This is a genomic window from Massilia terrae (genome assembly GCF_024753145.1).
Classification (GTDB): domain Bacteria; phylum Pseudomonadota; class Gammaproteobacteria; order Burkholderiales; family Burkholderiaceae_D; genus Telluria; species Telluria terrae.
Genome location: NZ_JANUGU010000008.1, coordinates 160945 through 173222 on the forward strand (window position 1 = coordinate 160945; position 12278 = coordinate 173222).

Annotated in this window: 13 protein-coding genes; 7 read left to right on the forward strand and 6 right to left on the reverse strand. The window is 64.0% G+C overall.

Annotation, left to right across the window (positions count from 1 at the left end):
• Positions 1 to 5: 5 nt before the first annotated feature.
• Complete coding sequence (locus NX778_RS20365) at positions 6 to 350, reverse strand: AzlD domain-containing protein (protein ID WP_258813622.1); 345 nt, start codon at positions 348 to 350, stop codon at positions 6 to 8.
• Positions 343 to 1071, reverse strand: a complete 729-nt coding sequence (locus NX778_RS20370; RefSeq protein ID WP_258813623.1) for an AzlC family ABC transporter permease — start codon at positions 1069 to 1071, stop codon at positions 343 to 345. The genes NX778_RS20365 and NX778_RS20370 overlap by 8 nt, the downstream gene beginning before the upstream one ends.
• Positions 1072 to 1195: 124 nt before the next feature.
• On the opposite strand from NX778_RS20370, the gene NX778_RS20375 reads away from it, so the two are divergent.
• The 3 genes from NX778_RS20375 to NX778_RS20385 are packed head-to-tail and all read left to right on the forward strand — an operon-like array spanning position 1196 to position 2971.
• Positions 1196 to 1390 carry a zinc-finger domain-containing protein gene (locus NX778_RS20375; protein WP_258813624.1) on the forward strand — a complete coding sequence of 65 codons (195 nt, stop codon included), beginning with the start codon at positions 1196 to 1198 and terminating at the stop codon, positions 1388 to 1390.
• 17 nt (positions 1391 to 1407) lie between these two features.
• Positions 1408 to 2382 (forward strand): YheT family hydrolase, encoded by a 975-nt coding sequence (locus NX778_RS20380; RefSeq protein ID WP_258813625.1) that lies wholly within the window; start codon positions 1408 to 1410, stop codon positions 2380 to 2382.
• A gap of 1 nt (position 2383) precedes the next feature.
• Positions 2384 to 2971, forward strand: coding sequence for a DUF2946 family protein (locus NX778_RS20385; RefSeq protein WP_258813626.1), 588 nt, complete (start codon positions 2384 to 2386; stop codon positions 2969 to 2971).
• A gap of 49 nt (positions 2972 to 3020) precedes the next feature.
• On the opposite strand, the gene NX778_RS20390 is transcribed toward NX778_RS20385, so the two are convergent.
• Positions 3021 to 4550 carry a beta-barrel assembly-enhancing protease gene (locus NX778_RS20390; RefSeq protein ID WP_258813627.1) on the reverse strand — a complete coding sequence of 510 codons (1530 nt, stop codon included), beginning with the start codon at positions 4548 to 4550 and terminating at the stop codon, positions 3021 to 3023.
• A gap of 157 nt (positions 4551 to 4707) precedes the next feature.
• Here NX778_RS20390 and moaC point away from each other — a divergent pair, with 157 nt between their 5' ends.
• The 3 genes from moaC (at position 4708) to NX778_RS20405 (ending at position 7362) form a co-directional block, all read left to right on the forward strand.
• Positions 4708 to 5190: a cyclic pyranopterin monophosphate synthase MoaC gene (gene moaC / locus NX778_RS20395; protein WP_258813628.1), complete on the forward strand. Its 483-nt coding sequence runs from the start codon at positions 4708 to 4710 to the stop codon at positions 5188 to 5190.
• A gap of 101 nt (positions 5191 to 5291) precedes the next feature.
• Positions 5292 to 5675, forward strand: a complete 384-nt coding sequence (locus tag NX778_RS20400) for a VOC family protein (protein ID WP_258813629.1) — start codon at positions 5292 to 5294, stop codon at positions 5673 to 5675.
• A gap of 238 nt (positions 5676 to 5913) precedes the next feature.
• Entirely contained in the window at positions 5914 to 7362 is a 1449-nt protein-coding gene (locus NX778_RS20405) for a hypothetical protein (protein ID WP_258813630.1), read from the forward strand.
• Between the two features lie 4 nt (positions 7363 to 7366).
• On the opposite strand, the gene NX778_RS20410 is transcribed toward NX778_RS20405, so the two are convergent.
• On the reverse strand, positions 7367 to 7852 hold the full coding sequence (locus NX778_RS20410) for a cupin domain-containing protein (RefSeq protein WP_258813631.1): 486 nt from the start codon (positions 7850 to 7852) through the stop codon (positions 7367 to 7369).
• Between the two features lie 114 nt (positions 7853 to 7966).
• Here NX778_RS20410 and NX778_RS20415 point away from each other — a divergent pair, with 114 nt between their 5' ends.
• Entirely contained in the window at positions 7967 to 10018 is a 2052-nt protein-coding gene (locus NX778_RS20415) for a S9 family peptidase (protein WP_258813632.1), read from the forward strand.
• Positions 10019 to 10067: 49 nt separating this feature from the next.
• Here the strand turns inward: NX778_RS20415 and NX778_RS20420 are convergent, their stop codons facing one another.
• Both NX778_RS20420 and NX778_RS20425 read right to left on the reverse strand, forming a co-directional pair.
• Positions 10068 to 11528, reverse strand: a complete 1461-nt coding sequence (locus NX778_RS20420; protein WP_258813633.1) for an O-antigen ligase family protein — start codon at positions 11526 to 11528, stop codon at positions 10068 to 10070.
• Positions 11529 to 11640: 112 nt separating this feature from the next.
• Positions 11641 to 12114 carry a pilin gene (locus NX778_RS20425; RefSeq protein ID WP_307728133.1) on the reverse strand — a complete coding sequence of 158 codons (474 nt, stop codon included), beginning with the start codon at positions 12112 to 12114 and terminating at the stop codon, positions 11641 to 11643.
• Positions 12115 to 12278: the final 164 nt, after the last annotated feature.

A 12278-nucleotide genomic window follows, 5' to 3' on the forward strand; every position in this document is an offset into this window, starting at 1 on the left:
CTAACCTAGCCCACCGCGCCAAAAACGTGAAACACGCGCAGGAGTGTGAACACTAGCATCCCGAACACGATGGATTGCAACAGATTGCGCCGCAGCAAGTAGTAGCCGAGGGCCAGCAGCGCGGCCAGCAAACGCGGGTTGGCCAGGCGCAGGTCGGGCTGGCCGGCGTGGTTCACGACCAGGTCCGGCACCACGATCGCGGCCAAGGCGCAGGCGGGGGCGAAGCGCAGCATCTCCTGCACGCGGCGCGGCAGCATCACGCGGTGGCCGAGCAGGACGATGCCGCTGCGGGTCAGCACGGTGGTGGCGGCCAGCGCCACGATCACGATCCAGGTGTCGAGCTCAGGCATGGCGCTCCTTGCGCTTGTCATTGTTGGCCTGCACGGCCATCGCCACCAGCATCCCGGCCACGACCGCCAGCAGCAGGCCGAGCTTGTAGGGCAGCGCGAACGCCAGCACCGCGACCCCGCCCGCCACGGCCACGCCGCACAGGGCCGCGTTGCTGGTAATCATTGGCACCGTCATGCACAGCAGTGCGACGGTGCCCGCGAAATCGAGGCCCCAGCTGGCCGGGATCACACTGCCCAGCAGCACACCGGCGATGCAGAACACTTGCCAGATGATCCAGTTCGAATACAGCAGGCCCTTCAGGTAGGACAGCTGGCCCGGGTCCATGCCGGGGGCCGGGAAGCGCTGCAGGTAGAGGGCGATGGTGCCGTCGCCGGCGATGTAGCTGAGCAGCAGCCGGCGGCGCCAGTGCAGGTGGGCGAAATGCGGGGCCAGCAGGGCGGAAAAGATCACGAAGCGCAGGTTGACCACCAGCCCGGTCAGCACGATCAGCCACATCGGCGCGTGCAGCGCGATCAGGGGCAGCGATGCGAGCTGGGCCGATCCTGCGTACACCAGCAGGGTCATGCCGCTGGCCTGGGCCGCGGTGAGCCCGCTCTTGACCATGGTGACGCCGACCACCACCGCCCACGCGGCCAGGCCGAGCAGCAGCGGCATGCCGTCGCGCAGGCCCTCGCGCCACAGTGGCGGCCCGGGCAGGCCGATGGCGTCTTTACGCGACATATTCATTGGAAAAAAACGGACGAACTGGCAATCTGCTGAGCCCGACATTGTACCCGGCCATTCCGGCAACCGGGCCGAATCCGTTAGAATCGTGGTTTTGCGCATTGCCTGACGGAGAACCAGAATGACTGAGAAGACGATCCCCGTAGTGGAACTGCAGGCCAAGGACCTGCCGGCCTACTGCCCCAACCCGGCCATGCCGCTGTGGTCGTCGCATCCGCGCGTCTTCCTCGACTTCGACCACCACGGCGAAGCCAAATGCCCGTACTGCGGCACCCAGTACAAGCTGGCGCCGGGCGTCGAACCGGGCCACCACTAAGCCGGTCGCGGGGCGCCATGAACCCCGCTGACGACCGCCCCGGATACCGCGCGCCGCGCTGGCTGCCGAACGGCCACCTGCAGACCATCGTCCCGGCCACCTTCACACCCAAGCCGAAGGTGGCGTTCCGGCGCGAGCGCTGGGATACGCCGGACGGCGACTTCATCGACGTCGATTTCGTCGATGGCGCACCTGGGCAGCCCTTCGTGGTGCTGTTCCACGGACTGGAAGGCTCGTCGGACAGCCACTATGCGCGCTCCCTGATGGCAGCCGTCGCCGCGCTCGGCTGGTCGGGCGCGGTGCCGCATTTCCGTGGCTGCTCGGGCGAACTGAACCGCGCGGCCCGCTTCTACCATTCCGGCGATGCGGCCGAACTCGACTGGATCCTGCGCCGCCTGCGCGCCCGCGCCGGCGGCAAGTTCTTCGTGGCCGGCGTCTCGCTCGGCGGCAATGCCCTGCTGCGCTGGCTGGGCGAATCGCAGCACCAGGCCGAGATCGTCGACATCGCCTGCGCCGTGTCGGCGCCGATGGACCTGGCGCGCGGCGGCGAGTCGCTGTCGTCCGGCTTCAATATGCTGTACACGCGCATGTTCCTGCGCAGTATGAAGCCGAAATGCCTGGCCAAGCTGGAACACTTCCCCGGCCTGTTCGACCGCGACGCCCTGCTCTCGGCGCGCAATCTCTACGAATTCGATAATATCGTCACGGCGCCGCTGCACGGCTTTCGCGATACCGACGATTATTGGGACCGCGCCAGCGCCAAGCACATCCTGAACGACATCACGGTGCCAACGCTGGTGCTCAACGCCCGCAACGATCCCTTCATGCCGGGGATTCACCTGCCGCAGGAGGCCGCATCCTGCGTGGTGCTGGAATATCCCGAGACCGGCGGCCACGTGGGCTTCGCGGTCGGCGCACCGCCGGGGCGGATCGACTGGCTGCCGCGCCGCCTGCTGCATTTCTTCGAGCACGCCCGACCTGCCGGAGGCTGACATGGATGAGATCGTCAAACAGGCCATGGCCAAGTGGCCGAATGTGCCGCATTGCTACGACTGGCTCGCGCTCGACGCGCGCGGCAGCTGGCGCATGCGCGACGAGGCGGCGCAGCGCGCGAACAGGCCCGGGGACAAGCTGACCAATGCGGCGCTGGTGGGTTTCATCAACCGCAATTACCAGCGTGGTGCACGGGGCTGCTGGTACTTCCAGAACGGGCCGCAGCGGGTGTACGTGATACTGGAGGCCACGCCGTTCATTGCACGCACCGATCCGGTGGCGGGGTTCGTGTTGCATACGGGACAGCCGATGGGGGCGGTGGAGCATGCGTTCATGACCGAAGCCGGGGCCGTGGTCCTGCAAGCGGGCGAGACCGTCGCGCAGGTCGATGACCGGGACGTGGCGCAGGTGCTGGGTTTGCTGGAGTGTGAGGGTAAGCCGGCATCGGACGATGCATTGATGGCGTGGCTGGATGGCGGCAGCGGCAAGATGGTGCTGCGCTTGGGCGAGCGGCGCGTCTCACTTGACCGCATTGCCAGCAGAGAAGTGGCTTCGCGGTTCGAGTTCGCTAGAAATCCCGCACCTTAACCCAACCAATCGTCGTTCCCGCGTGCGCGGGATCGACGGCATCTTATAGCTAGAACTTGCTGTCCTTCTTCTCGTCCTTCTCGTCCTTCTGCTTGGCCTTGATCTCCCGCTCGCGCGCGTCGATCACCGACTGGTCGTAGAACGAGACATCCTTCGCCTTGCGCGCCAGGCCGAGCTGGTCCATGGCCGCGGGCAGCGCCCCGCTCAGCGCATACGACTCCGCCAGCGCCATGTGCTGCAGGGCGATCTTGCCTTCCCTGGCATAGGTGCGAGCCAGCGTGTCATACAGCTTGGGCTCGGCGCGGTACTGCTGGATCTGGTCGCGCAGGAAACGCGCCGCTTCCTCGTACTTGCCGGCGGCGATCAGCGCCTCCGCGTTTTGATGCGCAATGGCACGCGACAAGGGGAACTGCTGATAAGCCATGGCCGCGTCCTTCACCGCGCGCTGCACCACCGCGTCCGACTGCCCGGGCGCCAGCTCGATTTCCAGCTGCAGCCCGGCAAACAGGGGCGCGCCGTCGGAGCCATCGCTTTCGGCCGAGAATACGCCCGGCTTCGGCTTCAGCGCGCCGCGCGCCTTGTCCAGCCAGTTCTGCGCTCCGGCCAGGTCGCCTTTCTTGAGCGCGAGGAAGGCCATGCCATACTGCGCCGCGATCTGCTCCTGCCGGTTTGGCTGCGTCAGCTGGCTTTCGAAGAAGGCCTTGTTGTCATCGTTCCCTTTCACACTGCCGTCCTGCAGCACGCGCGCCCGGGCACGGATGATGTGGAAGTCGAGCGAGTCCGGCCGCGGCTTGTGGTGCGGCGCCGTGCGGATGCGGGCCTGGATATCGGCGATACGCTCCTCGGTCATCGGGTGGCTGCTGAGCCAGGGCGGCGGGTCCGGGTACAGGCGGGTAGCGTTCTGCAGGCGCTTGAAGAAGGCGACCATGCCGGACGTGTCGAAGCCGGCCGAGTTCATGATCTGGAAGCCGACCCGGTCGGCCTCGCGCTCGGCGTCGCGGCTGAAGTTGAGCTGCCGCTGGATCGCCAGCCCCTGTCCACCCAGCGCGATGCCCATCGCCGCGTCCGGGCTGGCCTTGGCCGCCAGCGCCGCCAGGATCAGCGAGGCCAGCGGAAGCAGCATGTCCTCGCGCTGCTTGCCCAGCTGGCGCGCGATGTGGCGCTGCTGGACGTGGCCGATCTCGTGCGACATCACGGAGGCCAGTTCCGACTCGTTCTGCGCCGCGATCAGCAGGGCCGAGTGCACGGCGATGAAACCGCCCGGCAGCGCGAAGGCGTTGATCATCGGGTCGCGCACGGCGAAGAAGAAGAAATTGAGGTTGGCCTCGCCACGCGCGTCCGGCGCGGCGGCGACCAGCGCGCTGCCGAAATTGTTCAGGTATTCGAGGGTCGGATCATCGTCGAGGTAGTCCGGGTCGCGCCGGATGTCGTTCATGATCTCTTCGCCCAGCTTGCGCTCCAGGATCGGCGACAGGTCCTCGCGCGAGGCATCGCCCAGCCGCGGCAGGTTGGTGGTATCGGGCGGCTTGCGGTAGACGTCGGCGCCGCCGCTGGAGGCGACGGCGAACGCAGCTGCCATGGACAGGCAGACGGCAGTCAGAGCGCGGGGCCACCTGGCCTTTGGCGGCGTCATCGCTGGGACGGGTTTCGATTTCACGGTGCTATCATACCCTCATCGGCGGCCGTTGAACGGCTGGCCGATATTTTGTTACACAGGCTTATTTTTCCCACAATCGATGACCGCTCCCCTCACCCATTTCGACGCCGCCGGCCAGGCCCACATGGTCGACGTCGGCGCCAAGGCCGACACGCACCGCACCGCGGTGGCCGCCGGCACCATCCGCATGAAACCGGAGACGCTGGCGCTGATCGTGTCCGGCACTGCGAAAAAGGGCGACGTGCTGGGCATCGCGCGGATCGCCGCGATCATGGGCGCCAAGCGCACCAGCGACCTGGTGCCGCTGTGCCATCCGCTGCCGATCACCCGGGTCGCCGTCGATTTCGAGGTGGACCAGGAGGCCAGCGCGGTGCACTGCCGGGCGCAGGTGGAAACGGTGGGCAAGACCGGGGTTGAGATGGAGGCGCTGACCGCGGTGCAGGTCGGCCTGCTGACGATTTATGACATGTGCAAGGCGGCCGACCGCGGCATGGTCATGACCAATGTGCGCGTGCTGGAAAAGCATGGCGGCAAGAGCGGCGACTGGACGGCGGCACTCTAGCGACGGGGGCGCACGAATGCGGGCCTTGGTCTGACACAGGCTGAGGTACACTCCCCCCTTGTCACACCCTGTAGTTCCATCTTTTCCTCGAAAGGAATGCCATGAACAACGTGGTTGGCTGGTTTGAGATTTATGTACAGGACATGGACCGCGCGCGGCGGTTCTATGAAACCGTCTTGCAGACGCAACTGACGAACATGCACTCGCCCGACCATAGCGATGGCGGCCCGCTGATGTACGCCTTCCCGGCACAGCAGAATGCCTATGGTTCGCCCGGTGCCTTGGTGAAGATGGAAGGCTTTGTCCCTGGGGGGAACGGCGTGCTGGTCTACTTCATCACGGACGATTGCGCTGCCGCGGCTGCGAGGGCGGCATCCAGCGGTGGCAAGATCTTCAAGGACAAGTTCTCGATCGGCGAATATGGCTTTATCGCATTGGTCAACGACACCGAAGGGAACATGGTCGGCCTGCACTCGATGACCTGAGTCTCCGCTCGCCACCAGCGATGCCCCGCGCCAGGCGGGGCATTTTTTTTGTCTTCCACCGGCTCCGTCGAGCCCGCAATCCGCAAAGCCAACCTCAGCGCTTGATCCCGCGCAGGCTCAGCCTTCGCGCAATGAACCGCATCAGTATCCCCCTCTCAAATGCTTGCGCTGAATTGAACAGCATGCATGCATTCGTCGGCGCTTTTCCCAACCCATGAAGAACAAGAAGGAAGACGCGATGAATATGCTGAGTCGTTTGGCATCGGATGCCCGCGCCGGGATGCTGTCCTGTTGCGCCATGTTTGCCTTGCTGGCCGCCTGCGGGGGTTCGCCGCCGCCGGCGTCACCGTCGGCTACCCAATTGGCGGCCTCGGAAACAACGCAGGCCCCGGTTGTGGCGCCGGCCGCGCTGTCCGACCAGATCACCGGTCTGTACTGGTGGCTGCTGGGGCGCCAGCCGGACCAGGTCGGATTGCAGTTCTGGCAGCAGAGCGGGCTTTCCGCGGACCAGATCGCTTCGGCAATGAAAGGCAGCGATGAACTGCAGCGGCTGCACGACTGGGAAAGCATCGGCAGCGCCACCCTCAACAAGGTCTGGGTCGATGCGGCGGCCACCGGCAACCGCGAGGATGGCAGCACGGCCTATCCGTACAAGACGCTGGCGGCGGCCGCCCGCGCCGTGAAGGCGGCCAGCACCACCGTCTACGTGAAGCCCGGCAACTACGAAGGCGGCTTCACCACCACCGCCAACGGCAACGCAACGGCGGCGGGCGGCGCCGACGGCAACATCTACTGGATCTCGACCGTGCGCTGGGGTGCGCGCATCGTTCCGCCCTCATCGGCCAGCCGCCAGTTCGACGATACGACCGCGTGGACCAATAGCGGCGACTTCGTGCAGATCGTGGGCTTCGAAGTGGACGGCACGAAGTCCGCGGACAAGGCCTACGACACCTGGCGCCAGGGGATTTACACGAGTGGCGGCCACAGCGTGGTGCGCGACAACTACGTGCACGACATCGCGCGCTGGTCGTCGTGCAGCAGCGGCGCGGGCGGCGCCGCCATCAACATCGACGCTTCGCCCAGCGGCGGCCTGAGCGATGCGATCGGCAACTGGGTACGCGACATCGGCCAATCCGGCAGCAACTGCAACCGCTTCCAGGGCATCTATGTCAGCAGTTCCGGCAGCGTGATCAATAACGTGGTGTATCGCGCGAACATGGGCGCGGCGATTCACTTGTATCACGAGGCAACGGCCGTGAAGGTCATCAACAACACGGTCGCGAGCTCCAACGTCGGCATCGTGGTCGGCACCGGCGAATACCGCGGCAAGCCGGTCGAGCACAAGGACTCGCTCATCTACAACAACATCGCCTACGACAACTACATTGGCATCGAGGAATACGTCGGGCGCGGCGGCATCATGGGCGTCAATTCTTACAAGAACAACCTGGTAACGGCCAATACCCGCGACTGGGACAAGATGCGCAACACTGCCACGGGTACCCGCAGCGGCGATCCTGGTTTCGTGCAGTACAAGAAGGATTTGCTGCTGCCGAACTTCCACCTGTCCGTCAACTCGGCCGCGGACGCCGCTGGCACGGCGAGCAGCGCCCAAGCAACCGATTTCGACGGCCGTGCGCGTGCCGCCAACGCCAACAGCATCGGCGCCTATGAGTACGTCCGCTAGGCCGTCAGCGGTGCAAGGGCTTCAGGTCGGCAGTGTCGACCAGATCGTAGCGGCGGCCTTCGGTTCCGTTGAACATGTACAGGCGCTTGCCTTGGCGCGGGAAATCGCACACATCCACCGGCGGCCGGTTGCCGCCGACGAGATAGACCAGCTCGTCCGTGCCGGTATTGGTCATCGCGTGCGCCGGGCCGTTGGCAGGGAAGCCGATGAAATCCCCGGCGCCGACCGGATGGTCGTTGCCATCCATCGAGACGACGCCCTGCCCGCTCAGCACGAAGATGAATTCGTCGGCGCAGGCGTGTCGGTGCAGTTCGGTGCTGGTGCCGCCCGGCTCGATCACATTGATGTGGACGCCCAACTGGGTCAGCCCGGTGGCGTCCCCCAGTGAACTGGTCCGGCGCCGCGCCGCCGGATTGACTGGATGGGGCACCGCGGCGTTGCCTTTCGCCTGGTCAACGCCCTGATGCACGATATGCTTCGATTCGCTCATCGCGTTCTCCTCGTTACTCCTATTTAGCATAGCGCGGCTTGACGTGGCGCGTGATACATTGCTGACCTTGCACCGCCCAGCCCGGTGCGTTTGGACAATTATCGAGGGGATCGAATGAGACTACGTTTGCTCGCGCTCGCCGCCACGCTGGCGGCTACCGGCGCGATGGCCGCGCCGCGCGGCTTCACGGTGGAAGACCTGGTCAGCATGGAACGGGTCGGCAGCCCGGCGGTGTCGCCGGACGGCACACGCGTGGTGTACACCGTGCGCACGACCGACCTGGCCAAGAACCGCGGCCACACCGACTTGTGGATGGTCGACCTGCGGGCCGCCAACCCGGCGCCGGTGCGCCTGACCAACCACAGCGCAAGCAGCAGCGATCCGGAGTGGTCGCCGTCGGGTGACGCCATTTACTTCCTGTCGGCCCGCTCCGGTTCGTCGCAGATCTGGCGCCTGCCGCTGAGTGGCGGCGAAGCGTCGATGGTCACCAGCACGCCGGTCGACATCGACAACTTCCGCCTGTCGCCGCGCGGCGACCGGGTGCTGATGAGCATGTCGGTGTACCGCGACTGCGCCGACCTCGCCTGCACCAAGGCGCGCGATGACGACAAGGGCAAGAACAAGGCTTCCGGCCGCGTCTACGATCACTTGTTCGTCCGCCACTGGGATACCTGGGCGGACAGCAAGAATTCAGTGCTGTACTCGGCGCCGATCGACGCCACCGGCCACATCAGCGCGCAGCCGGTCAACCTGTCCGGCACGCTGGATGGCGATGTGCCGTCCAAGCCGTTCGGCGACCATGACGAGTATCGTTTCAGCCCGGACGGCAAGACCGTGTTGTTCTCGGCGCGCGTGGGTGCGAAGACCGAGGCGTGGTCGACCAATTTCGACCTGTACTCGATCCCGGCAGTGGGCGGCGAGGCGCCGCGCAACCTGACCGCGGACAACCAGGCCTGGGACACCAAGGGCGTCTATTCGCCGGATGGCCGCAGCATCGCCTACCTGGCCATGACCCGTCCGGGCTTCGAGGCCGACCGCTTCCACATCGTCTTGATGGACGCCGCCACCGGGGCGAAGCGCCATGTGGCCGACAGCTGGGACCGCTCGCCGGGCAGCATGCAGTGGAGCAGCGATGGCAAGTCGCTGATCGTGGACGCGGAAGACATCGGCAACCACAAGCTGTTCGCGATCGACGTCGCCAACGGCAAGGTGACCGCGCTGACCGACAAGGGTTCGATCGGCGGGTTTGACGTGCGCCACAACACCATCGCTTATACCCAGTCGAACCTGGCGTCGGGCGCGCAGCTGTTCGAGATGAAGCTGGGAGGCAAGCCGCGCCAGCTGACCACGCAGAACGCGGCGCAGCTGGCCGATGTGCGCTGGGGTGAGTATGAGCAGTTCTCCTTCGCCGGCGCGGGCGGCGATACGGTGCATGGTTATGTGATGAAGCCATGGAACGCAGCGCCGGGCCAGAAGTATCCGATCGCCTTCCTGGTGCATGGCGGGCCGCAGGGAAGCTTCGGCAATGGCTGGAGCTATCGCTGGAATCCGCAGACCTATGCGGGCGCTGGTTATGCGGTCGTGTTCATCGACTTCCACGGGTCGACCGGCTACGGGCAGAAGTTCACCGACGCGATCAGCGGGGACTGGGGCGGCAAGCCGCTGGAAGACCTGCAGAAGGGCCTGGCCGCCGCGGTGGCGAAGTATCCGTGGTTGGACCGCGAGAGGAGCTGCGCACTGGGCGCGTCCTATGGCGGCTATATGATGAACTGGATCGAGGGCAACTGGTCCGACGGCTTCAAGTGCATCGTCAACCATGACGGTGTGTTCGATGCGCGTGGCATGGCGTATTCGACCGAAGAGCAGTGGTTCACCGACTGGGAAAACGGCGGCGCCTACTTCGCCGTGCCGCAGAATCACGAGCGCTTCAATCCGGTCAATTTCGTGAACAACTGGAAGACGCCGATGCTGGTCGTGCAAGGGGATATGGACTTCCGTATTCCGACCGCGCAGGGGCTGTCGACGTTCACGGCGCTGCAGCGGCGCGGGATCGAGAGCAAGTTCCTGTTCTTCCCGGATGAGAACCACTGGGTGCTCAAGCCGGCCAATTCACTGCTGTGGCATCACACGGTGCTGGGGTGGTTGGACCAGCACCTGAAGCAGTAAGCACTCGCTTCAAGCAAAAAGCCTGCTCACTTCGAGCAGGCTTTTTGTTTCAGAAATAGCCTGCACGCCACAAACGAGGCCACCACTCCACCGTCCCGTTCGCCGCAATTTCGGCCGCCGTCGGCTCGGCGTCGGTGGCTTTGTCGACGAATTGAGGAGCGATCACGTAGGCCAAGGTGAGCGCAGCCGCGATGACGACCAAAGGGCTCACGAGTTTCACCATTCCCGAAGGCGAGGGTCTCGCCACCATATTGAACGACCAGGTCCAGCCAGTCGCGCAGGCGATATAAAGGACAATCATCAGCTGGCTCTGCGGCATTACGATGCTGCCGGACACTGACGCATCGATCAGCAAAGCAGCGCCGATCAGGAGCCACGCCGACAGGAAATTCTGGTTGAGAGTGTCTGTCGCGGCAATGCTCGTGCGCCTGCGCCACAAGCCACGGAAGGAGAAGAACAATGCGATGGAAAATGCCAGCAACGCAGGAAGCCCCCACTCCGCCGCAATTTGGACCATCCAGTCATGCGGGTGGGCAGCCCCTGCGCGTTCATGCGCAAAGTGCAGCGGACCGACACCAAGCATCGGATGGGCCGTGATAAGTTCGAATGCATGCTTCCACAAGAACGTGCGTCCACTGGATGGATTTGCCATCGTTCTTGCCAGCATTGCGCCAGCTTCGCCAAACGGTGCACGTCCCATCATCATGGGCGCAAGCACAAAGCCGAGTACGTAGACAATCGCGCCGATTACACAGCTGAGGATCAGCACGCGCAGAAAGGGCCACGCGGCGCGGCGGCGCAAGATGAAAGTAATTAGAGTCGCTGCAATCAGGCCGACCTCGGTGCCACGGCCGCCAGTGGCGAACAGCACGGACCACCAAACCGCGAGCGTCGTCATCCACAATGCACGCAGACGCGACACAGCGGGCGTCAGCGTGTAGAGCAGCACCAGTAAAGGCAGCGCGATCGTTTGCACATGGTTTAAATGACGAATGTTCGAGAAACCCGGCGTGAAATCGCCCGAGTCCGGGATGGCAGTGAGTAACCACACCGAAACGTAAATGCAAACGATCTTCAATGCATACAGTGCAGCCACAGCGCCGAATGCGTGCAGGACGTGGCTCAGCGAACCACGCTCTTGTGCAAGGGCGTCGCTAATGGCGAGCCCGCTGAGCAAAAGCAGGAACAGGCTGGTGACTTCGTAGAGCGAATGTCGCGGTGAAAATGCAAAGACTCCGGATAGGAGGCCAAGTGCGAAGAAAACTGACAATGTGCCGCGAACTCGCGCGTCAGTGCGGTCCCACAGGGAAGGGGATCGATAAGCCAGCGCGCACCCGCCAGCAAACAACAGAATAAGCTCGATCACGCGCTGGCGGTCATGGCCACCGGTCTGCATGAAGTTCAAGCAAATTGCCAATACCAAACCGTATGCATACGGTAGGCCTTGCACGCGCACAGTTGCAAATGCGTTCGTTGGCGCGCTAACCGGTATCTCGCTCAATCGTTCCACTGCCTTGCTCCAGATGTCGCGGCGCGTTTCAGGCCGCCAATGAAAAATGCCGCCCGGCCTACGCGGAGCGGCATTTCTTGGGGTCGAGCGACCGTAAGCTCAGACGACTTGATTAGCTACCGGAGCCGACGCAGCCCGAGCCGGTGTATTTCGAAAGGATGTTAGCACCGCAGGTCCATGCGCCTTCGGAAGTACGGGTCAGCGTAATGGCTTTGCCGCCGCCGTTCACAGTAGCCGGGCCACTGTTGAAGGTGCAGAGCAGGGTGGTTGCGCCAGCAACTGCATCAGTAGCAGTGATTTCGCAGGTAGCCGTGTGGTAAGTGCCAGTTGCAGCATCCTTCGAGAAGCCGGTTGCTGCCAGGAGCTGAGCTTGGGTCGCCGCAGGATTGTCAGCGAGCAGCGTGTCTACGCCAATCTTACCAGCGGAAACTTCCGACAGGCCAGCGGCAAACTTCGACTTGGCGACGTAGTCCTGGTAAGCCGGGATTGCCACGGCGGCCAGGATACCAATGATCGCGACAACGATCATCAGTTCGATCAGGGTGAAGCCGGCTTGGGCTTTCTTAACGATCTTCATCGATTTCATGTTTCATCTCTCCAGGTTAGGTAAGGGTGACTTACAGGTTTCTGCCACGTTTTTCTATGGAGCAAATGCCGTGCCAGCAGGAAAATGTACCATTTCGTTGGTTTGTGAACAATAAAATCGACAGAAAGCGCCACTTTTCGTCCGGTGAGCTGACAAAATTTGTC

Excerpts from the sequence above, each read along its gene's own strand:
- NX778_RS20375 (WP_258813624.1), top strand. The coding sequence starts at position 1,196 with ATGACTGAGAAGACGATCCCCGTAGTGGAACTGCAGGCCAAGGACCTG.
- NX778_RS20400 (WP_258813629.1), top strand. The coding sequence starts at position 5,292 with ATGAACAACGTGGTTGGCTGGTTTGAGATTTATGTACAGGACATGGAC.
- NX778_RS20370 (WP_258813623.1), bottom strand. The coding sequence starts at position 1,071 with ATGTCGCGTAAAGACGCCATCGGCCTGCCCGGGCCGCCACTGTGGCGC.
- NX778_RS20415 (WP_258813632.1), top strand. The coding sequence starts at position 7,967 with ATGAGACTACGTTTGCTCGCGCTCGCCGCCACGCTGGCGGCTACCGGC.
- NX778_RS20365 (WP_258813622.1), bottom strand. The coding sequence starts at position 350 with ATGCCTGAGCTCGACACCTGGATCGTGATCGTGGCGCTGGCCGCCACC.
- NX778_RS20405 (WP_258813630.1), top strand. The coding sequence starts at position 5,914 with ATGAATATGCTGAGTCGTTTGGCATCGGATGCCCGCGCCGGGATGCTG.
- NX778_RS20385 (WP_258813626.1), top strand. The coding sequence starts at position 2,384 with ATGGATGAGATCGTCAAACAGGCCATGGCCAAGTGGCCGAATGTGCCG.
- moaC (WP_258813628.1), top strand. The coding sequence starts at position 4,708 with ATGACCGCTCCCCTCACCCATTTCGACGCCGCCGGCCAGGCCCACATG.
- NX778_RS20410 (WP_258813631.1), bottom strand. The coding sequence starts at position 7,852 with ATGAGCGAATCGAAGCATATCGTGCATCAGGGCGTTGACCAGGCGAAA.
- NX778_RS20390 (WP_258813627.1), bottom strand. The coding sequence starts at position 4,550 with ATGGCAGCTGCGTTCGCCGTCGCCTCCAGCGGCGGCGCCGACGTCTAC.
- NX778_RS20425 (WP_307728133.1), bottom strand. The coding sequence starts at position 12,114 with ATGAAATCGATGAAGATCGTTAAGAAAGCCCAAGCCGGCTTCACCCTG.
- NX778_RS20380 (WP_258813625.1), top strand. The coding sequence starts at position 1,408 with ATGAACCCCGCTGACGACCGCCCCGGATACCGCGCGCCGCGCTGGCTG.